The organism is Salinisphaera japonica YTM-1, assembly GCF_003788585.1.
Classification (GTDB): domain Bacteria; phylum Pseudomonadota; class Gammaproteobacteria; order Nevskiales; family Salinisphaeraceae; genus Salinisphaera; species Salinisphaera japonica.
In genome coordinates this window covers 22,869-43,787 of sequence record NZ_AYKG01000006.1, presented here as the reverse complement: position 1 = coordinate 43,787, position 20,919 = coordinate 22,869, and the positions used below count along the sequence as shown (strand labels likewise).

The window sequence follows — 20,919 nt, the reverse complement described above, 5'->3', positions numbered from 1 at the left end:
GCGATTTGACCCACCCCCGGGCGCATCCTGTGTTCACACGATCGATACACCGTGTCAACGCGAGGACTTCGTCATGCCCGATACGATCCAACAAATCCGTCTGCCGCTGGACACCCCGGCCGATCACGAGCTTCATGTTGCCAGCCGCGCGCTGCGCGACCGCCTGGCCCACGCGCTGGCCATCGAGTATGACTGGCGCTATCACGACGGCCCGGAATGGGCGGCGCGCTACTGGCAGGCCGTGGGCGATCTCGCCCCGGATGCCACCCAGGCCGCGGGCGCCTTGCATACGCTTCTGGCCCGCAAGGACTGGCCGCGGCTGACCAAGACAGAAACCGATGACGTGCGCACGATTTTTCGTAGCCTGCTCGTGCTCGTGCACCCGGAAGTCGCCCCGGACGGTTATCTCAAGATCGGCGACGGGCTTTGGCAGCGTATCGTGCGCGCGTTTCGCGGCGGTGATCGCAGCGCGCTGGTCACGGCCTGGTCAGAAACCCGCACACTGATTCGCATGGCCCGCTGGCCGGCCGATCGGCTATCACTACAGCGCGAGCATGCCCGGTTGGCGCGTGCCTGTAATGCCGCCGATCGTCGCCTTGAGACCATGGCCCAGAGTTTTCCATTCAACATGCGCGACAAGCTAGCCGACCCGGCATGGCTGGCCCGTCAGCGGATCGCCAATACACAAAACATGAGGCGCGCAGGGGCCGACAACGATCGCGCGGCTGTCGTATCGTAGTGGGATGAGCGCAGCAACCCGTAGCCCCAGCGACGATCAGATCGAGCGCGTTCGCGCAGCTACGGCCCGCTGGATCGTGGCCGCGCGCGAGATCACCGGCGCCACGCCGCGGCGCCTGCCGGTACCCGAGGTGCTTTTCGATCTTCGCGGGCGTTCGGCCGGCCAGGCCGTGTATGCCAAGCGCAGCCGGCGCTGTCATATCCGGTTCAACGCCGGGCTGTTGGCCGCCTACCCTGACGACATGCTGGCCGTGACGGTTCCGCATGAGGTGGCCCATGTCGTGGTCTACCGGCTTTACGGCATGCGGGCCAAGCCGCACGGGGCCGAGTGGAAAGCCTTGATGGCGGCTTTTGGCGTCGATGCCGCGGCCTGCCACAACATGACGACCACGCCCGCGCGCCGGCTCACGCAGTACCGCTATACCTGCGGCTGCGCCGAGCCGGCCTGGCTGACGAGTATCCGCCACCGACGCGCCAAGGCCGGCACACGCTATCAGTGTCGGCGCTGTCGCCAGGTGCTCGTGGCTGATCCGGGCGAAGACGTGTCGTCATGAAATGAGCCGCGGCATGGCGGCGGCCGGCCGTATCAGGCAAGGCCCGTCAGCGCCGCGGCGCGTTTCGAACGGGCCGATCTACAGGCCCGGTTACCGGCGCGCCGACTGACGACACGCCTGCGTTGTCTCGATGAAACCCGACTCGTCGGCCATCGTGGAAAAGCAGGTGAGCGTGTCGGATCGCTTGCCCGGCTGGTGATACTTCGCTTTGGTATATTGCTATCCGTTGTCAGCCATCTCGAGATGACCGAACGCACGCCGGGCGTTGGCACACCGTCGGAGATCGAGGATCATCTGCCTATGAACCGTGCCCTCCGCGCCAAGAGGCAATGACCATGCAGCACGACGACGACGACGACGTCGGCGTCGCGGGGGCAAGGGCTCGATCCGGCCGGGGCCACTGCCTCGCGGCTATCGTCAGCTGGTTTCGAAATACCGCCAATGGATGGATGACGAGGTGATGCGAGCACGTACGGCGATCAGCCTTGAACCGCGGGCCTCGTGCCGGCTACAGGCTCTTGCATCGAGTACATTGCAGGCGGCCGTCCCGAACAACCCTGAACATCAGGGCGCCCACGTCACCGATATCGACGCCGGAAACGCCCAGCGGCGTGTTCGTGCGACCTGAACTGATTCCGCAAGAGGCAATCATGCCCATTCAACTGCTCGACGATCGATTGATCAGCCAGATCGCGGCCGGCGAAGTGGTCGAGCGCCCGGCCTCCATCGTCAAGGAGCTGGTAGAGAACAGCCTCGATGCCGGAGCCGATCGTATCGAGGTGGTGATCGAGGAGGGTGGGCTGCGCCGGATCTGTGTGACCGATAACGGCCATGGCATGACGCCCGATCAGCTGCCCTTGGCGCTGGCCCGCCATGCCACCAGCAAGATCGATTCGCTGGCCGGGCTCGAGCGCGTGGCCAGCCTGGGGTTTCGCGGCGAGGCGCTGGCCAGCATGGCCTCCGTGGCCGAGTTAAGCCTGACCTCGCGGACCGCCGAGGCCGAGCATGCCAGTTGCCTGGTGGCCCAGCGCGAGGCCAGCGTGCGCCCGGCGGTGGGCACACCGGGCACGTCGGTAGACGTGCGTGAGCTGTTCGCGCGGATTCCGGCACGGCGCAAGTTCTTGCGCGCCCCGGCCACGGAGTTCAAGCATATCCGCCAGACGTTCCATCAGCTGGCCCTGTCGCGTTTTGATGTGGCGTTTCGTCTGAGCCACGGCGGGGTAGAAAGCGTTGCATTGGCTCAGGCGCTGTCGCCGGCGCAGGCCAAACGCCGGGCCGCCGATGTGTTGGGCGCCGAGTTCGATGCCCACGCCGTGCCCGTGGACGAGCGCGCGGCCGGCATGCGCCTGACCGGCTGGGTGGCCACGCCGGGGTTCTCGCGTGGCCAGGCTGATCGTCAGTTCAGCTATGTCAATCATCGCCCGATTCGCGACAAGATCTTCAATCATGCGGTGCGTCTGGCCTATCGGGATCTGTTGCACAACCAGCGTCACCCGGCCTATGCGCTGTACTTGGAGCTGGACCCGCGTCAGGTCGATGTGAATGCGCACCCGGCCAAGGCCGAGGTGCGCTTTCGTGAATCGCGCCTGGTTCACGACTTCGTTTTTCGTAGCGTGGCCCGGGCGCTGGAAGCCGCTGAATCCACGCCCACCGAATCCCGTGCGATCGAGCTGGAAGCCGCGGCCGCGCCCACGGGCGCAGCGCCCGCCCAGGTCCCGATGAAGCCGCGCGGCCTGGATCTGTCGTCGGCCGGCCAGCGCGCGGTATCGAGCCTGGCTGAAAACGCGGCGGCCTATCGATTTCAGGCACCGGCCGCCGAAGGGCAGGCTCATGAAGCGGGGTCTTCAGGTCGTGATATGTCGTCGCATACGCCCGAGTTGGGCGGGGTGCCCGCCGACACTGATGATGACGATACGGCCAATACCGATAAAACAGCCGAGGCAGAAGCGCCGACACTCGGTTATGCCATCGGCCAGCTCCACGATATCTATATCCTGGCGCAGAACCGTGAGGGGCTGATCCTGGTGGATATGCACGCCGCCCATGAGCGGGTGCTCTATGAGCGGCTCAAGGCCGAGTTTTCAGCCGGCCGGATTCAGGCCTCGCGCCTGTTGGTGCCCGAAGCCTTGTCGCTGTCGGAAAGCGAGGCTGCCACCGTCGAAACCTCGAGCGAGGCACTGGCCCAGGTGGGCTTTGATCTGACGCGAAGCGGGCCCTGCGAGGCGATGCTGCGCGGCGTGCCGAGCCTGATGGCCCAGCGCGACTATCTGTCGCTGGCGCGCGACGTGATCGCCGAGATCGACGACGGTGCGCGCGGGGCGGATACGGTGCGGGATGCACTCGACGATGTGTTGGCCGATATCGGCTGCAAGGCCGCGGTCAAGGCCGGGCGACGACTGACGCTGACCGAGATGAACGCGCTGCTGCGTGATATGGAACATACCGACCGGGCCGGGCACTGCAACCACGGCCGGCCCAGCTGGGTGAGCGTGGATCGTGCCGCCCTCGATCGTCTGTTCATGCGGGGCCAGTGATGGCCGAACACGGCCCGCTGCTTTTCCTGATGGGCCCGACCGCCTCGGGCAAGACCGGTCTGGCGGTCGATCTCGTGGCGCGCGGCATCGGTGAGATCGTCTCGGTGGATTCGGCGATGGTCTATCGCGGGATGGATATCGGCACGGCCAAACCCGATGCGGCCACGCTGGCCGCTGCCCCGCATGCGCTCATTGACCTGCGGGATCCGGCCGATGCCTACTCGGCGGCTGATTTTGTCGCCGATGCCGATCGCGAGATCGCCCGTATCCGCGCCAACGGTCGGCTGCCGATTCTCACCGGCGGCACATCCATGTATTTCCGGGCCTACGAGCACGGTTTGTCAGCGTTGCCGGGGCGTGACCCGGCGATTCGTGCCCGTTTGACCGCCGAGGCCGAGACCATCGGCTGGGCCAGTCTTCATGCCCGCCTGGCCGCGGCCGACAGCAAGACCGCGGGGCGCATCCACCCCAACGATGCCCAGCGTATTCAGCGCATGCTCGAGATCATCGAGATCACGGGGGAAACGCCAAGCGTGCTTCATGCTCGTGACGCCGGCCGGCGGATCGACGATGTCATCAGCAAGATCATCGTCTGTCCGGGCCGACGTGACGCCTTGCATGCACGCATCGCGCAGCGTTTCGACCAGATGATGGACCAGGGTTTCCTGGCAGAGGTTGAAAAGCTTCATGCCCGACCTGATCTCGACCTCACACAGCCGTCGATGCGCTCAGTGGGCTATCGACAGCTCTGGCAGGTGCTCGACGGCAAACACGATCTGGCCACCGGCCAGGCCCTGGCCGTCACGGCCTCAAGACAGCTGGCCAAGCGACAGTTGACCTGGCTGCGCAGCCTGAACGACGCGCACTGGCTGGACAGCCAGGCCAGGGATAATCGATCACGGGTCGAAGCGTTGATCGAGCAGGTGACCGCGGGCGCCGACGTGCGGCGCGCGTGATAATATCCTTAACGAATTATTAAACCTTATCTAATAAGAATTACGGAGCCTTAGGTCATGGCAAAAGGCCAAACATTACAAGAACCTTTCCTGAACGCGCTGCGCAAGGAACGCGTGCCGGTGTCGATCTATCTCGTCAACGGCATCAAACTGCAGGGCCAGATCGAATCGTTCGATCAGTTCGTGGTGCTGCTGCGCAATGCTGTGAGCCAGATGGTCTATAAACACGCGATTTCCACGATCGTGCCGTCGCGCAACGTACGTAGCGAGATACGAGACGAGATGTCGCAGGAGTCCGACGACGATTCGTCAGCGAGCCCCGAATGATGTTTAAGCCTCATGTTTGAGCGCCCGCCGACCGGCCAGGCGGCGGTCATCGTGCATCTGGCCTTCGGCAACGATGAGTATGCCGAGGCCGACCGCGAATTCCGCGAGCTCGTGGAATCCGCGGACGCGCATGTGCTGTCGCATATCGGCGGTTCTCGCCGAGTGCCTGACCCGCGTTACTTCATCGGCGGCGGCAAGGTGGATGAAGTCACCGAAGCCGTGGCCGAGCTGGGCGCCGAGCTGGTCGTGTTCAACCACGATCTGTCGCCGAGCCAGGAACGCAATCTGGAAAAACGCCTCAAGGCCCGGGTTCTCGACCGGGCCGGGCTGATTCTCGATATCTTTGCGCGTCGGGCGCGCTCGCACGAAGGCAAGCTGCAGGTCGAACTGGCCCAGCTTCAGCATCTGGCCACGCGCCTGGTGCGCGGCTGGTCGCATCTGGAGCGTCAAAAAGGCGGCATCGGCCTGCGCGGGCCGGGTGAGTCACAGCTCGAAACCGACCGGCGCCTGCTCAACGATCGCATCAAGATGCTGCGTGATCGGCTGGACAAGGTGCTGGCCCGGCGTGATCAGGGCCGAGCCTCGCGCCGCCGGGCGCGTACCCCGGTGGTGTCGTTAGTCGGCTATACCAACGCCGGCAAATCCACGTTGTTCAACCAGCTGACGGGCGAAGACATCTATTCGGCCGATCAATTGTTCGCCACGCTGGACCCCACGCTGCGCCGCATGAACGTGCCGGTCGGTGAGCCGCTGATCCTGGCGGACACGGTGGGCTTCATTCGCGATCTGCCCCACGAGCTGGTCGCGGCGTTTCGTGCCACGCTGGAAGAGACCCGTGAGGCGGATGTGCTGGTACACGTCATTGATGTCTCTGATCCGGAGCGGCGTGCGCATGCACGCGAGGTCAACGCCGTGCTTGCCGAGATCGGCGCGCACGAGGTGCCGCAGCTTGAGGTCTTCAACAAGATCGATCGCACCGAGGAAGAGACCGCGCGGGTCGAGTACGACGCCCATGGCCGGCCTCTGCGGGTCTATGTATCGGCGGCCACCGGTGCCGGCATGGAAACATTGCGTCATGCCCTGGCGGCGTTTTGTTATCCCGACACCATCGAGGGCACGTTGTGTGTGCCGCCCACCGAGGGCTGGCTACGCTCGCAGTTGTTCGAGCTGGGCCTGGTTGCGGCCGAGGACTACGACAGCCAGGGCAACGCGCTGTTGTCGGTCACGGCATCCCAGGCCGATCTGGAGCGAATCGTGGCCCAGGCCGGGCTGGTGTTTGACGAAGTGCTCATCGAACGCCGGCCGATTCGCGTAGACGCTGCCGAGATGGCCGACGTGACCGCCGACTGAGCGATCGCGGCCGGTGTTATCCGGCCGGGCGACATTCGACAGGGTATGGCGTGCTCGCTAGGGCCTGTTGCCGTTTCATGCGAGCCCGCGCCAAGCGCTGTTTTGCGGCAAGACGAGGCGTAGCTCACGCCGCGCAGTTACTCTGCGCTAGTGGGCTAGAACGCTGTATTGCCGACGTATCGTTAATTTCAGGGCGCTTGTCCCGAAGGGTTGGGCCGCCCATAAAAATTGAAGATGGGCGCCCTGCGGCGTTGCGAGTCTTGATCGTGGCACGCCACGATGCTTCGACTCGCGCCTGGCAGGCCCCGATTTGCGGTCTCCAACGCGGCGCTCGCATGAAACGGCAACAGGCCCTAGACTTGTCGCTCGGTCGCAGGGCGGGTTTCAGGCTGGCCTATACAACGGTTTGCCGGGCCGACCCGTCAGCTGCGCCGGCCCAGCCGGGCGCCGAGAACAAACGAACGACGACAGGACACTCCCCCAGATACGGTCTGCCAGATACGCCTGGCCAGATACGATCGCTGGGCGCTGGATGCAGTCGAGCGGGCATACGACGATAGCCCGGCTCGATCCGACTCGATCAGAGGCTTTGACGCATGGCATGGAACGAGCCCGGTAAGGGCAAGGATTCCTGGGGCGGCGGCGACCGCAACAAGAACAACCAAGGCAACGGGCCACCGGATCTGGACCAGATCTGGAAGCGTTTTCGTGAACGATTCGGCGGTAACGGCGGTTCGGGCAATCAGGGCGGTGGCAACGGGGGATCCGGCGGGGCCGGCGTGCCCTCGGGGCTGATCGCCGTGGTGATCGCGATTCTCGCAGGCGCCTGGCTGGTCTTCGGCGGGCTGTATGTCGTCCAGCCCGGCGAAAAAGGCGTGGTGCTGCGCTTTGGCGAGTATGTCGATACCGCCAGCCCCGGTTGGCACTGGCATCTGCCGTATCCGATTGCCACCGTGTCGAAGGTGGATGTGCAGCAGGTGCGGCGCGTGAGCAACCGCGCGGTCATGTTGACCAAGGACGAGAACATCGTGGATGTGGAGATCAGCGCGCAATACCGCATCTCCAACGCCATGAACTATCTGTTCCAGTTGGAAAACCCGGATCAGACCGTGCAGCAGGTTCTGCGCTCGGCCGTGCGCGAGATCGTGGGCACCTCGAACATGAATCAGGTGATCCAGGAAGGCGTGCAGGTCAACCAGCTCGAGGATCGCGCGATCAACAACGTGGATCTGAAAGAGGGCTCGGGCCAACCGAAGAAGAAAGACGGCCTGAAGGACATCGATCGCGAGCTGGTCGGCCAGATCAAGCAGAAACAGAACGAATACCCGCAGATCACCGATCGCTCACGGGCCAAGTTGCCCACCAACGTGCGCAAGATCATGCAGTTCACATTGAACAAGTATGATGCCGGCGTGCAGATCGTGGCGGTCAACGTGCAGTACGCACAGCCGCCCGAGCCGGTTCAGGGCGCTTTCCAGGAGGCCATCAAGGCCCGCGAGGAAGAAGAACGGCTCAAGAACATCGCGCGAGCCTATGCCCGCGAGGTGGTGGCCACGGCCCAGGGTGAAAAAGCCCAGATGATCGCCGAGGCGCGTGCCTACAAGTCACGCAAGGTCAACCGCGCAGAAGGTCAGGCCGCACGTTTCTCTGATCTGCTGACGCAATACGAACAAGCCCCCGAGGTCACGCGCTCGCGGCTGTATCTGGAAACCATGGGCGAGGTCCTGTCGGGCTCGCATCTGGTGTTGGATTCCGGCGACGGCAATTCCATGACCTATCTGCCGCTCGACAAGATCATCGACAAGTCGGGCGCCAAGAAACCGGCCAACGACAACGCGCCGAGTGCTGATTCCGACAACGTCGGTGGTGACATGCCGTCTTCGCCGTCGTCGTCCAGCGGGTCACAGAACAACGGCGACTCGGCCAGCGGCAACAATGGCCAGAGCGATACGTCGAACTATGAATCCCAGGCCCTGCGCAGCCGGAGCCGCAACTCATGAATCCCAAGCAGATATCCATCATCGTTGTCGTCTTGCTGGCGGCCGTGGTTGCCTACGCATCGACGTTCACCGTCACCCCGCGCGAGCGCATCGTGCTCGTGCAGATGGGCGAAATCGTCGGCGCTGACTATGACCCGGGGCTGCATTTCAAGCTGCCGGTCATCCAGACGGTGTATCGCTTCGATCGTCGTGTGATGACGTTGACCGGCGATATCGAGCGTGTGCTGACCTCGGAGAACAAGAACCTGTCGGTCGATTACTTCGTGAAATGGCGCATCGTCGACCCGGTCAAGTATTTTCTGGCCACGCACGGCGATGTCAGTCGCGCCCGCTCGTTGTTGACCGAGTCGATCGAAAACGACGTGCTGGCCGAATTCTCCAAGCGCACCATCCGCCAGGCCGTGGGGGATGATCGCAACGAGATCGTGGCGGCCGTACAGGTTCAGGTGAATCAGGCCGCCAAGCAGCTCGGCATCGAGATTCAGGATGTGCGCATCATGAAGCTCGACCTGCCGGACAAGGTCAGCGATACGGTCTACGAGCGTATGCGCTCGGAGCGTCAGGAAGTGATCCGTACGCTGCGTGCCCAGGGCGAGGCCGCGGCCAAGGAAATCCGAGCCGATGCCAACCGTGAGCGCACGGAAGTGCTGGCCAAGGCATATAACCGTGCCGAGCAGATTCGGGGTGAGGGTGATGCGACCGCGGCCGGCATCTATGCCAAGGCCTATACCAAGGACGCCGAGTTCTATCGCTTCTATCGCAGTATGGAAACCTATCGCCAGAGCATCGGTAGCGACGACTTCCTGCTGCTCGATCCCAAGGGTGAGCTGTTCCAGTACTTCAACCCGGCCGTGGGCGCCAGTGTGCCGAGCGGCGGCTAGGGCGCGTGTGGATTGATGTGATCCGGGCGCTGGCCCTGGTGGCGGTGATCGAGGGCCTGGCGCCGTTCATCGCCCCCAGCGCGTGGCGCGACACCATGATCCGGCTGGCCGAGATCGACGCGCGACGGCTGCGTTTGTTTGGCGGCGTGTTGATCGCCGCCGGCGTGGTGGTGCTTCAGCTCGTGCATTAAACGGGTCTACTGAAACGGGTTTTCCGGCTGTTCGACGGCGCGGTCTTCCCTGTCGCGCTGTCTTGCGATAGCGTTCGCGGCGCGACACCTTCGTGATCGGGAGATCAGCTTGTTCTTGGCAGTTCAGTACGTCTTGTTTGCAGCACCCGCACAGCGCACGCCGCGCGGGTGCCGCGCGCGCCTCGGAGCCCATTGATGCAATCCAAACGATGGCTCCTGCCCGAGGGCGTACAAGAAACCGTACCGCCGGAATCGTGGCGGTTGGAAGCCGCGCGTCGTGCGCTGCTTGATCTGTACTGGCGTTGGGGCTTCGATCTCATCCGCCCGCCGTTGATCGAGTATCTGGAGTCGCTGTTGACCGGCGCCGGACACGAACTGGATCTGCAAACGTTCAAGCTGACCGACCAGCTCAATGGCCGCATGATGGGCGTGCGCTCTGACATGACCACCCAGGCCACGCGTATCGATGCGCACCGCCTGGCGGCCACAGGGCCGGCGCGCTACTGCTATATCGGTTCCGTGCTGCGCACGCGTCCGGAAGAGCCGGGCGGCTCGCGCTCGCCGCTGCAGGTCGGCGTGGAGAAATTCGGCGATGGCCATCTGGCCAGCGATCTCGAAATCGTGTCGCTGATGCTGGAAACCCTGGCCGTGATGGGCATCAGCCGCAGCTATCTCGATCTGGGCCACGTGGCGATCTATCGGCGTCTGGTGGTGGCCTGTGGCATCGACGCCGAGCTGGAGCCCACGGTTTTCGATGTTGTCCAGCGCAAGTCACGCCCGGATTTGGATCGGCTGGCCGCTGATCAGCGGATCGATGCGACCACTCACGCCCGCTTCTCGGCGTTGATCGAACTCAACGGGCCGGCCGATGTGTTGGCCGAGGCCCGCAGCGCTCTCGGCGGTATCGACAGCACCATCGACGCCGCGCTCGACGAGCTGGCCGCCATGGTCGCGCTCGTTCAGGATCACTACCCCGAGATGCCGCTGTATCTGGATCTGGCCGAGCTGCGGGGCTATCGCTACAAGACAGGGCTGCTGTTCGCCGCCTTCGCGCCCGGGCTGGGCCGCGAGCTGGCCCGCGGCGGACGTTATGATGACGTCGGCCGTGCGTTCGGCCGGCCGCGGCCGGCGACCGGTTTCTCGGCCGACCTGAACCTGCTGGCCGCGCTCGGCGAGTTCGCCGACCAGCGCCCGGCCACCGGCATTGCCGCGCCGGGCGACAATACCGATGCCGCGCTGCTTGCCGAGATCCGCCGGCTGCGCGCGGCCGGTGAGCGCGTGGTCACCGGCTCGCCCGAAGCCGCGGATGCGCCCGGCTGCGACCGGCTTCTCGAACACATCGACGGCACGTGGCGCGTTCGCGCCATCACAACCAAGAGCGACAGTCATGGGTAAACGCGTCATCGTCATCGGCAGCCAATGGGGCGACGAAGGCAAGGGCAAGATCGTGGATCTGCTGACCGACCGCACCCGTCATGTGGTGCGTTTCCAGGGTGGGCACAACGCCGGCCACACGCTGGTCATCGGCGGCGAAAAGACCGTGCTGCACCTGATTCCCTCAGGCATCCTGCATGAAGGCGTGACCTGTCATATCGGCAACGGCGTGGTGCTTTCACCCAGCGCGCTGCTTGAAGAGATGGCCATGCTCACCGAGCGCGGGGTGCCGGTGGCCGAGCGGTTGAAGATCAGCCCGGCCTGTCCGTTGATTCTCGATAGCCATGTGGCCCTGGACAAGGCGCGCGAGGCCGCGCGCGGTGCTGCGGCCATCGGCACCACGGGCCGTGGCATTGGCCCGGCCTATGAAGACAAGGTGGCCCGGCGTGCGGTACGCGTGGGGGATCTGTTCAAGCGCGAGATGCTGGCCGCCAAGCTGGGCGAGGCGCTGGATTATCACAACTTCGTGCTGAAGAACTATTTCCAGGCCCAGCCGGTTGATTTCCAGAAGCAGCTCGACGATTGCCTGGCCCAGGCCGAGGCGATCGGGCCAATGGTCGCCGATGTGGCCGAGCTGTTGCGCCAGGCTTATGTCGCCGATGAATCGATCGTCTTCGAGGGCGCGCAGGGTGCGCTGCTGGATGTCGACCACGGCACCTATCCCTTCGTGACGTCGTCCAACACCACGGCCGGCGGCGCTTCGACCGGGTCCGGCGTTGGCCCGACCTGTTTCGATCATGTGCTGGGTGTGGTCAAGGCCTATACCACACGCGTGGGCTCGGGCCCGTTCCCCACCGAGCTGGACGACCACTACGGCCGGCATCTGGCTGAAAAAGGCGCCGAATTCGGTGCCACCACCGGCCGGGCACGCCGTTGTGGCTGGTTCGATGCCGTGGGCCTGCGCCGGGCGGCCTTCAACAACGGCCTGTCCGGGCTGTGTATCACCAAGCTGGACGTGCTCGACGGCCTGGACGCGATTCGTATCTGTACCGGTTACCGTCACAACGGCCAGGCCCTGGCCGTGCCGCCCACGGGCGCCGAGGCGCTGGCCGACTGTGAGCCGGTGTACGAGGAAATGCCCGGCTGGTCCGAGGCGACGTCTGGCCTGCGCGATTACGACGCCCTGCCGACCAACGCCCGGGCCTATCTGGATCGCGTGGCCGAGATTGTGGGCGTGCCGATCGATATCATCTCGACCGGGCCGGATCGCGCCGACACGATCGTGCTCAAGCACCCGCTGGCCGACTAGATATCCCGGGCCGGCGAGATAACCGCGGCCCGGGCGCCTGCCATCGACCTGCGCGTCGATCACCGCTTTTCATTTGTTGCCTGCGGCCATGAACGATTCCCCCTACGGACCCTCACGGACCGGCATGGCTGGTGCCATCGCCCGACATTTCGATTTTGCGGGCGAGGGCACCGATTTTCGGCGCGAAACGCTGGGCGGGTTGACCACCTTCCTGGCCATGGCCTACATCATGTTCGTGAACCCCACGATCCTCGCGGCCGCCGGCATGGATCGCGGGGCCGTATTCACGGCCACGGCGCTGGCCGCGATAGTGGGCACGGCGCTCATGGGCCTGATCGCGCGTTATCCCGTGGGCATCGCGCCCAGCATGGGGTTGAACGCTTTCTTTGCCTATTCCGTGGTCCTGGGCATGGGCGTGTCCTGGCAGACCGCGCTGGTTGGCGTGTTGTTCTCCGGCATCATCTTCGTGGCGATCACGTTCTTTCGTATCCGCGAGATGATTCTCGATGCCATTCCGCTGGATCTGAAGCTGGCCGCGGCCTGTGGCATCGGGCTGTTCATCGCGCTCATCGGCCTGGAGGATTCGAACATTGTCGTCGACAGCCAGGCCACGCTGGTCACACTCGGCGATCTGACCGCGCCGGCCACGCTGCTCACGATCTTCGGACTCGTGTTATCGGTCGCACTCATGTTGCGGCGCTTTCCCGGGGCGATCTTCTTCGGCATGGTCGCCACCTCATTGGCCGGCATGGCCACGGGCGTGATTGATGTCCCGGGTGCCATCGTGTCCGGCATTCCGTCCGTGGCGCCGGTATTCGGCGTGGCCGTCACGCAGCTGTTCGCGCATCCGGAGGAGGTTTTCACCCTCAATCTGGCTGTTGTGGTCCTGACGTTTCTGTTCGTGGAGTTCTTCGATACCGCGGGCACGCTCATGGCCGTGGCCAGCAAGGCCGGGCTGATGCAGGGCAATCGCATGAAGCGGGCGCGTGCCGCGCTGTTGGCTGATTCATCCTCGGTGGTGGCCTCGGCGGTGATCGGCACCTCGCCGACGACCTCATACATCGAGTCCACCGCGGGTGTGGCCACCGGCGCACGGACCGGCTTTTCGGCGCTGATTACGGCCGGGTTCTTCGCGGCCGCACTTTTCTTTTCGCCGCTGCTTGCTGTGGTGACGGCCAACGTGACCGCGCCAGCGCTGATCATCGTGGGCGTGCTGATGGTGGCCGCACTCGATGAGATCGACTGGAAACGCCTCGAGATCGCCGTGCCGGCGTTTCTCACGCTCATCGCGATGCCGGCCACCTACAGCATCGCCAACGGCATCGCCCTGGGACTGGTGATCTATCCGGTGACGATGGTCTTTGCCGGGCGGGCCCGTGAGCTGCACCCGATCCTCTACGGCCTGTTCGCGGTGTTCGTGGCGTATTTCGCGTTTCTCGCCTAACGCCTGGTCTAAGGGCCTAAGCTAACGCTTTCGCCTGATAACTCCCCCGGCCGCCGCGGGTGCGACCGCCGGGGCACGCGATCTAATCTGCGTAGTCCGCCAGCGCCGCCAAGAGTGTCTCGCGGCGTGCGTCTGACATGAAGGCCTCGCGCAGGCCATTGCCGGCGATGGTCCGACAGGTGGCCTGATCCCAATCGAAGGCGGCCACGCAGGCCAGGAAGTTATTGACCATGCCGCCACCGAAATAAGCCGGATCATCCGAGTTGATGTTCACGTTCAACCCAGCCGCGATCATGTCGGGCAGGTTGTGGTCCTCCAGGCGTGCCACGCCTTTCAGATACACGTTGGACAACGGGCAGACCGTCAGCGGCATCTGGCTATCGCGCAGGCGGTCCACAAGGTCGGCGTCTTCCATCGCGCGCACGCCGTGATCGATACGACAGACATCCAGGATATCCAGCGCGCCCGTGACATAGTCCGGCCCGCCTTCTTCGCCGGCATGCGCCACGCGGGGTAGACCAAGCTCGCACGCGCGGGCAAACACCTCACGGAACTTCTCGGGCGGGTTGCCCACCTCGGCGCTGTCCAGGCCGATGGCCGCGATCTCGCCGTACCAAGGCGCGGCATCCTCAAGCACTTCCAGCGCCTCATCGGCATCGCGATCACGCATGAAGCTCATGATCAAGGCGCTGGTGACATCGAACTGGGCCCGGGCATCGCGCATGGCGGTCAGCAGGCCGTCGAAACAGGTGTCCAGCGCGACGCCGCGGGCCAGATGTGCCTGCGGGTCGAACGAGATATCGGCATGGCGTACGCCGTCAGCCGCGGCCCGCTCGAAGTAGGCCATGGCCAGATCGTAGAAATCATCCTGGGTGATCAATACGTCCATGCCCTGGTAATACAGCGCAAGAAACGCGGAAAGATCGTCAAACTCGTAGGCCGCGCGCAAAGATTGGGCGCTGTCGTAGGCCAGGGTGATGCCGTTGCGCTTTGCCAGCTCGAACTGTTGTTCGGGCGTGAGCGTGCCTTCGATATGCAGATGCAGTTCGGCCTTGGGCAGGCCAATTAGCCAGTTGTTGTTCACGATCAAAGCTCCAGGATCATCGCGAGATGCGATGTTCGGCATGCAAGTGCCTGAATACAGGGCAAAAAAAAAGCCCGGACCGCATTTAAGCGATCCGGGCCTTTTCGAATCTGGTGCCCGGGAGAGGACTTGAACCTCCACGACCGTTAGGTCACTAGCACCTGAAGCTAGCGCGTCTACCAATTCCGCCACCCGGGCAACGAAGAGCGCGTAATGTAGTAGTCGGCTCCCCGGTTGTCAATTACTGCTTGAGCCTTTTTTCACTTCCGGTATCGTACGCGGTCTATGGAGCGAGATATTGAGTAAGCCAAACGACGATCGCGCCGCCGACTGGCGCGAACGCGACCCCAACCATCAGGCCGAGCAGGGCGCCTACGACAGCCCCGTGCCCAGTCGCCAGCTGGTCCTGGACGATCTGGCCGCTGAAGGCCATCCCATGACCCACGACGAGCTCATCGAGTACTACGCGCTCGATGACGACGCGGCCGAGGCTTTCGAGCACCGGCTGCGCGCGATGTTGCGTGACGGCCAGCTGCTGGAGAATCGCCGCGGCGCACTCGGGCCCATCGACAAGATGGATCTGGTGCGCGGGCGCGTTCAGGGCCATCGCGACGGCTTCGGTTTTCTATTGCCGGACGAGACCAGCGGTGACGACGTGTTTCTGGCGCCGCGCCAGATGCGTCAGGTCATGCACGGTGATCGTGTCGTGGTGCATGTGACCGGGCGGGATCAGCGCGGGCGTCGCGAAGGCCGTATCGTCGAAGTGCTCGAGCGCGTCAACGAAACCATCGTGGGCCGGTTCGTGGTCGAATCCGGCGTGTCGATGGTCGTGCCTGACAACCAACGGATTCCTCAGGAAGTCCGTATCGCCGAGAGCAAGCGTGGCGGGGCCGAGAACAATGATGTCGTCACGGTGCGCATCATCGAAGCGCCGTCGAAGCGCAGCGAGCCGGTGGGCGAAGTCATCGAAGTGCTGGGCGACCGTATGGCGCCGGGCATGGAGATCGAGGTCGCCATCCGCTCGCACGGCATCCCCCACGAGTTCCCGGCCGAGGTGATCGAACAGGCCAAGACCTGTGGCGATGAAGTCGCCGAGGCTGACAAGAAAGACCGGGTGGATCTGCGCGATCTGCCGCTGGTGACCATCGACGGGGCGGACGCGCGTGATTTCGATGACGCGGTCTATGCCAAGAAGACGCCGCGTGGCTACAAGCTGTGGGTCGCCATCGCCGATGTGTCGCACTACGTGAGAAAAGACTCGCCGTTGGACGTCGAAGCCGTTGAGCGCGCGACCTCGGTGTATTTCCCCGATCACGTCGTGCCGATGCTGCCCGAGGCCCTGTCCAACGGGCTGTGCTCGCTCAATCCGGATGTCGACCGCCTGTCGGTGGTCTGCGAGATGCGCTTCAATGCCGCCGGCGAGCTGCAGGCCTCGAAGTTCTATTCCGCGGTCATCCGGTCGCATGCGCGTCTGCTCTATGAGCAGGTGGCCGATTGGCTGGAAAACCCGGACAACCTGCCGGCCCGCCACGCCGATCTGAAAACGCCGCTGGACGATCTCCATGGTCTGTTTCAGGCCATGCTGGAGCAGCGACGCGAGCGTGGGGCGATCGAGTTCGAGACCCAGGCCACGAAGATCGAGTTCAACGCCGATCGCAAGATCGCGCGGATCGTGCCCACCGAGCGCAACGTGGCGCACAAGATCATCGAGGAGTGCATGATCGCGGCCAACGTCGCGACCGCGAAATACCTCGGCAAGCGCAAGATGCCGTTGTTGTATCGCGTGCACGCCACGCCCACCGCCGATTCGCTGGAGGACCTGCGCTCATTCCTGTCCGAGCGTGGTCTGACGCTGACCGGCGGGGATGATCCGGAGGCCGCCGATTACGCCAAACTGTTGGCCCAGGCGGCCACACGGCCCGATTCGCATCTCATCCAGACCGTCATGCTGCGCAGCATGCAGCGCGCGGTCTATTCGCCGCACAACGACGGCCATTTCGGCTTGGCGTTGGACGACTACGCGCATTTCACCTCGCCGATCCGGCGTTATCCGGATCTGTTGGTGCATCGCGGCATCAAGCATTTGGAAGCCGGCGGCAAGCCGCTGAACTTCGATTATGATCTGGCCGGCATGGAAGCGCTGGGTCAGCAATGCTCGGAGGCCGAGCGGCGCGCCGATGACGCCACGCGTGATGTCGATGACTTCCTCAAGTGCGAGTACATGCGCGACTCCCTGGGCGAGATGTTCTACGGCACCGTGACCGGCGTGACCGGCTTCGGGCTGTTTGTCGAGCTCGAGGGCATCTTCGCCACCGGCCTGGTGCATGTGTCCAGCCTGTCGAGTGATTTCTATCACTTCGATGCGAAATCCCGTGCACTCAAAGGCGAGCGCTCGGGCCGGGTCTATCGCCTGGCCGACAAGATGCGGGTCAAGGTGGCTCGGGTGGATCTGGACGAGCGCAAGATCGATTTCGAGCCGGTCGAAGAACGCGCCAGTGTTCGTGGTGACGATGAACACGCTGCCAGTCCCGCCGACGACAACAAGAGCGGCGGTGGCAACAAGCCCGGCGGCGGTAACAAATCGTCGGGCAAGGGCGGCAACAAAAACAATAATCGACGGTCCAAGAACGGTAATCGCCGGAAGAAAAACTCTTCCTGATTGACCCCATAAAGGATTCGACGATGATCTCGATACGCCGGACGCGCGCACCCGTCATTGCGCTTTTGACCGCTACGCTGGCCGTCACGGCCTGTGCGGGCGACCCCAACCGCCGCGCCAAGATCGGCGGCGGTGTCGGCACGGCCGTTGGCGGGGCGATCGGCTCGTTGCTGGGCGACCACTCGACCACCAACACCGCAATCGGCATGGCCGTGGGCGCGCTCACCGGCGCCGGTGTCGGTCATTACATGGATCGCCAAAAAGCCGAGTTGAACGAGAAACTGGCCGAGCAACAGGCGGCCGACCAGCTATCGATCACCGAGCTCGGCAACAACACGTTGCAGGTCGGTGTGGCCAGCGATGCCTCGTTTCCGGTCGATAGCGCCAACCTGACCCCGACCGCACAAAACACCTTCAATAGTATCGCCAATGTTCTGAAGGACTACGACAAAACGGCGATTCACGTGGTCGGCTTCACCGATAGCACCGGCAGCACCCAGCATAATCTGGAGCTCTCGGAAAACCGCGCACAGTCTGTGGCGCAGTTCCTGGGATCGCGCGGGGTCAGCTCACAGCGCCTGCTGACATGGGCCCGTGGTGAAACCGAGTTCGTGGCCTCCAACGATACCGAGACCGGCCGAGCCCAGAACCGTCGGGTCGCGATCATCATCAAGCCGATCGTCGAGGGCCAGGAAAAACAGGCCTTCACCGCGCCGCCGAATCTGGGCAATCCGCAGTTCAATTCGCCGTAGCGCCGAAGACAATCCGCCGATGGGCCGTGAGCCGCCGATAAAGACAAAAAGTTGTGTCCGGCTCTTTCGATCGTTCGCTAAACATTGTCTGCAAATGAATGCGAATTCACGCAGATAAGACAACGCTGATCCGACGAGCTCTATTCGTTTTGAGGCGAAACGATCTTTGTTTTATTCAGTGATCGTTTTTTCTTTTATCTGCGGCCATCGGTGTTCATCGGCGGATTCCTGTCTGTATTCATTCGCGGACAAAACATGAAGAACAGCCCCCAACTCCCTGAAAAAAGAGTAAAAGAATGAGCGACAAGGGGCAGGCGACAGACTGGATCGGTGGCGTACACGCCGTCACGGCCGCATTGGATGCCGGGCAAAAGGTCGTTCGTATCCGCTTGGCGCGCGACAAGGCCGATGGCCGCACGCGGGCATTGATCGCGGCGGCCGAGGCGGCCGGTGTGCCGGTTGAGAGCCACGATCGCGGCGCACTCGACAAGGCGTTGCCTGATATCAATCACCAGGGGTGTGCCGCCGAGATCGTGACGGGCCATATCCTGCGCGAGTCGGAATTGGCTGATCTGTTGGCGCGCACCGACACCCCCTGGGTGCTGGCACTCGACCAGGTTCAGGATCCACATAATCTGGGTGCTTGTCTGCGTAGTGCCGCTGCGGCCGGTGTGACTGCGGTCATCGCCCCGCGCAAGCGCGCCGCCGGGCTGACCGGGGCGGCCAGAAAAGTGGCGGCCGGCGGGGCCGAGATCGTGCCCTTCGTGCCGGTGACCAATCTCTCGCGGGCTATCGAGCGGCTCAAGGCCGACGGGTTCTGGGCGGTCGGGCTGGCCGGAGAAAGCCATGCCTCGATTCACGATACCGATCTACCGGCGCGGATTGTCTGGGTGGCCGGCGGTGAGGCCGACGGTCTGCGGGCGCTCACCGCTGATCACTGTGATCTGCTGGTCTCGATCCCCATGGAGCCGGTGATGGAAAGCCTCAATGTCTCGGTGGCCACGGCGATCGCGCTGTTTGAAACCCGACGACAGCGCGCGGCCAGGGCTTAAAATGATGATCACGATTGCGATAACCGGCGCAAGCGACTAGAATCGCGCGCCTTGCGGCCGCCACGGCTGCATGTCCTTGCTCCATGGCCGTCAAGGCTCAGGGGCTTTCAACCACAAGGAATATCCATGCGACATTATGAAATCGTGTTCCTGGTCCATCCGGATCAGAGCGAGCAGGTGCCCGCCATGGTCGAGAAGTACCAAGGCGTCGTCGAAAACGACGGCGGCAAGGTGCATCGCCATGAGGACTGGGGCCGTCGTCAGCTGGCCTATCCGATCACCAAGATCCACAAGGCCCACTACGTGCTGATGAACATCGAGTGTTCACAGGAAGCACGCGAGGAACTGGAAGACCTGTTCCGTTTCAACGACGCGGTGCTGCGCCATCTGGTTGTGGCGCGCCACAAGGCCGACGTTGATCCCTCGCCGTTGTCCAAGAACGCCGAGAAGTCCGAGAAGTCCGACACCAAGGCCCCGGCCGCCAGCTAAAGGAGCATCAAATGGCTCGTTTTTTCCGTCGCCGTCGCTACTGCAAGTTCACCGCCGAAGGCGTTGAAGAGATCGATTACAAGGATATCGAGACGCTCAAGCAGTACGTCACCGAAACCGGCAAGATCGTTCCCTCCCGTATCACGGGCACGGCCGCACGCTACCAGCGTCAGCTGTCGACCGCCGTCAAACGCGCGCGTTTTCTCGCGCTGCTCCCGTACACCGACCGTCATTCGTCGTAGGAGGCATTTGTGGACGTCGTACTGCTACAGAAAATCCGCAACCTGGGCGATCTCGGCGACACCGTGAAGGTGCGTGCCGGTTACGGTCGTAACTATCTGTTTCCGCGTGGCATGGCCCTGCCGGCCACGAAGAACAACATGGCCGTCTTCCAAGAGCGTCGCGCCGAGCTGGAAGCCGCATCGCAGGAGCGCGAAGACCGCGCGAATCTGCGGGCCGGCCAGCTGCGTGGCCAGTCTTTCGTGATCGCCATGCGTGCCTCGGACGAAGGCAAGCTCTACGGGTCGGTTGGCCCGCAGGAGATCGCCGAGAAGGTCAATGACGACGGCATCGAGCTCGATCCGCGTGAAGTCACGCTGACCGAAGGCACGATCCGTCAGGTTGGCTACTACAACGCCGAGCTGACGTTGCACGCCGAGGTCGTTGTCGATATTGAAATCGTTGTTGCGCAACAGACTGATATGGGCGTGAACATGCCCGCGCGCATCAATGAGAACACCGAAGACGATGCCACGGCTGAAGAAGTCGAAGGCGAGCGCGTCGAAGACGCCGGCGAGCCGGCCGATGCCTCGGCTACCGAGGCTGATGCCCCGATCGGCGAGCGCGAAGAGCCCTAAACCGCGCTTCTCGTACGCTAGAAAAAACGCCGCCCTCCAAGGCGGCGTTTTTTTTTGTTCCGATGTTCTGTTTTGGCGGCTGTTCCTGAAAGCATCAGTCCGCGAATGCACGCCAATAGACGCGAATGTTGGGCCGGGTGGTGTTTGTTGTTCTGACGCCTGGGTTGAGTGCTTGCGGCGGCGGATGAATGGTCGTCGAGCGCCTGCTGGCCCGCGGACGCGTCGGCCGGTGTGGTGCAGGCGTGTGAATTTGCGGCTTCGGTCCTCAATGACCGCAAATAAAAGCGGGCGCCCGGAGGTTACGGGACTTGGCGTGCTGGTTTTTTTGGCGCGTTTCGCCTTATTTTTTTCGGTCCGCAAATGTACGC

At 63.5% G+C, this 20,919-nt stretch carries 19 protein-coding genes and 1 tRNA gene; 18 read left to right on the top strand and 2 right to left on the bottom strand.

What is annotated here, in order from left to right; genetic code table 11:
• Positions 1-73 precede the first annotated feature (73 nt).
• From SAJA_RS03070 to SAJA_RS03015, 12 genes are all read left to right on the top strand, one after another.
• On the top strand, positions 74-739 hold the full coding sequence (locus tag SAJA_RS03070) for a hypothetical protein (protein WP_123657189.1): 666 nt from the start codon (positions 74-76) through the stop codon (positions 737-739).
• A gap of 4 nt (positions 740-743) precedes the next feature.
• Positions 744-1,292, top strand: a complete 549-nt coding sequence (locus SAJA_RS03065) for a SprT family zinc-dependent metalloprotease (RefSeq protein WP_123657188.1) — start codon at positions 744-746, stop codon at positions 1,290-1,292.
• Positions 1,293-1,942: 650 nt separating this feature from the next.
• On the top strand, positions 1,943-3,826 hold the full coding sequence (gene mutL, locus SAJA_RS03060; protein WP_123657187.1) for a DNA mismatch repair endonuclease MutL: 1,884 nt from the start codon (positions 1,943-1,945) through the stop codon (positions 3,824-3,826).
• Positions 3,826-4,782: a tRNA (adenosine(37)-N6)-dimethylallyltransferase MiaA gene (miaA, locus tag SAJA_RS03055; protein WP_123657186.1), complete on the top strand. Its 957-nt coding sequence runs from the start codon at positions 3,826-3,828 to the stop codon at positions 4,780-4,782. Before mutL ends, miaA begins: the two co-directional genes overlap by 1 nt.
• A gap of 57 nt (positions 4,783-4,839) precedes the next feature.
• On the top strand, positions 4,840-5,109 hold the full coding sequence (gene hfq / locus SAJA_RS03050; RefSeq protein ID WP_123657185.1) for an RNA chaperone Hfq: 270 nt from the start codon (positions 4,840-4,842) through the stop codon (positions 5,107-5,109).
• Positions 5,110-5,121: 12 nt separating this feature from the next.
• Entirely contained in the window at positions 5,122-6,459 is a 1,338-nt protein-coding gene (gene hflX, locus SAJA_RS03045; protein WP_123657184.1) for a ribosome rescue GTPase HflX, read from the top strand.
• 596 nt (positions 6,460-7,055) lie between these two features.
• Positions 7,056-8,459: a protease modulator HflK gene (gene hflK / locus SAJA_RS03040; RefSeq protein WP_123657183.1), complete on the top strand. Its 1,404-nt coding sequence runs from the start codon at positions 7,056-7,058 to the stop codon at positions 8,457-8,459.
• Positions 8,456-9,340: a protease modulator HflC gene (hflC, locus tag SAJA_RS03035; protein ID WP_123657182.1), complete on the top strand. Its 885-nt coding sequence runs from the start codon at positions 8,456-8,458 to the stop codon at positions 9,338-9,340. The genes hflK and hflC overlap by 4 nt, the downstream gene beginning before the upstream one ends.
• A 5-nt stretch (positions 9,341-9,345) precedes the next feature.
• Positions 9,346-9,531, top strand: a complete 186-nt coding sequence (locus SAJA_RS03030) for a DUF2065 domain-containing protein (RefSeq protein ID WP_123657181.1) — start codon at positions 9,346-9,348, stop codon at positions 9,529-9,531.
• Positions 9,532-9,723: 192 nt separating this feature from the next.
• A complete protein-coding gene (locus tag SAJA_RS03025; protein WP_123657180.1) occupies positions 9,724-10,926 on the top strand; it encodes an ATP phosphoribosyltransferase regulatory subunit in 1,203 nt (400 codons plus the stop codon).
• Complete coding sequence (locus SAJA_RS03020; RefSeq protein ID WP_123657179.1) at positions 10,919-12,214, top strand: adenylosuccinate synthase; 1,296 nt, start codon at positions 10,919-10,921, stop codon at positions 12,212-12,214. The genes SAJA_RS03025 and SAJA_RS03020 overlap by 8 nt, the downstream gene beginning before the upstream one ends.
• A gap of 88 nt (positions 12,215-12,302) precedes the next feature.
• Positions 12,303-13,658 carry an NCS2 family permease gene (locus tag SAJA_RS03015; protein ID WP_123657178.1) on the top strand — a complete coding sequence of 452 codons (1,356 nt, stop codon included), beginning with the start codon at positions 12,303-12,305 and terminating at the stop codon, positions 13,656-13,658.
• A gap of 82 nt (positions 13,659-13,740) precedes the next feature.
• Here the strand turns inward: SAJA_RS03015 and SAJA_RS03010 are convergent, their stop codons facing one another.
• Both SAJA_RS03010 and SAJA_RS03005 read right to left on the bottom strand, forming a co-directional pair.
• A complete protein-coding gene (locus SAJA_RS03010) occupies positions 13,741-14,742 on the bottom strand; it encodes an adenosine deaminase (protein WP_184999718.1) in 1,002 nt (333 codons plus the stop codon).
• A 111-nt stretch (positions 14,743-14,853) separates the two neighbouring features.
• Positions 14,854-14,940: transfer RNA gene (locus SAJA_RS03005), tRNA-Leu, on the bottom strand.
• A 100-nt stretch (positions 14,941-15,040) separates the two neighbouring features.
• Here SAJA_RS03005 and rnr point away from each other — a divergent pair.
• The 6 genes from rnr to rplI all read left to right on the top strand — a co-directional run bounded on the left by rnr (position 15,041) and on the right by rplI (position 20,551).
• The gene (gene rnr, locus SAJA_RS03000) at positions 15,041-17,401 is read left to right on the top strand and encodes a ribonuclease R (protein ID WP_123657176.1); all 2,361 of its coding nucleotides are present in this window, start codon (positions 15,041-15,043) and stop codon (positions 17,399-17,401) included.
• 23 nt (positions 17,402-17,424) lie between these two features.
• Entirely contained in the window at positions 17,425-18,153 is a 729-nt protein-coding gene (locus SAJA_RS02995) for a YiaD family glycine zipper/OmpA-like lipoprotein (protein WP_123657175.1), read from the top strand.
• A gap of 296 nt (positions 18,154-18,449) precedes the next feature.
• The gene (rlmB, locus tag SAJA_RS02990) at positions 18,450-19,205 is read left to right on the top strand and encodes a 23S rRNA (guanosine(2251)-2'-O)-methyltransferase RlmB (protein WP_123657174.1); all 756 of its coding nucleotides are present in this window, start codon (positions 18,450-18,452) and stop codon (positions 19,203-19,205) included.
• 126 nt (positions 19,206-19,331) lie between these two features.
• Positions 19,332-19,694 carry a 30S ribosomal protein S6 gene (gene rpsF / locus SAJA_RS02985; RefSeq protein WP_123657173.1) on the top strand — a complete coding sequence of 121 codons (363 nt, stop codon included), beginning with the start codon at positions 19,332-19,334 and terminating at the stop codon, positions 19,692-19,694.
• Between the two features lie 11 nt (positions 19,695-19,705).
• The gene (rpsR, locus tag SAJA_RS02980) at positions 19,706-19,936 is read left to right on the top strand and encodes a 30S ribosomal protein S18 (RefSeq protein ID WP_120097870.1); all 231 of its coding nucleotides are present in this window, start codon (positions 19,706-19,708) and stop codon (positions 19,934-19,936) included.
• Positions 19,937-19,945: 9 nt separating this feature from the next.
• On the top strand, positions 19,946-20,551 hold the full coding sequence (gene rplI, locus SAJA_RS02975) for a 50S ribosomal protein L9 (protein WP_123657172.1): 606 nt from the start codon (positions 19,946-19,948) through the stop codon (positions 20,549-20,551).
• Positions 20,552-20,919: the final 368 nt, after the last annotated feature.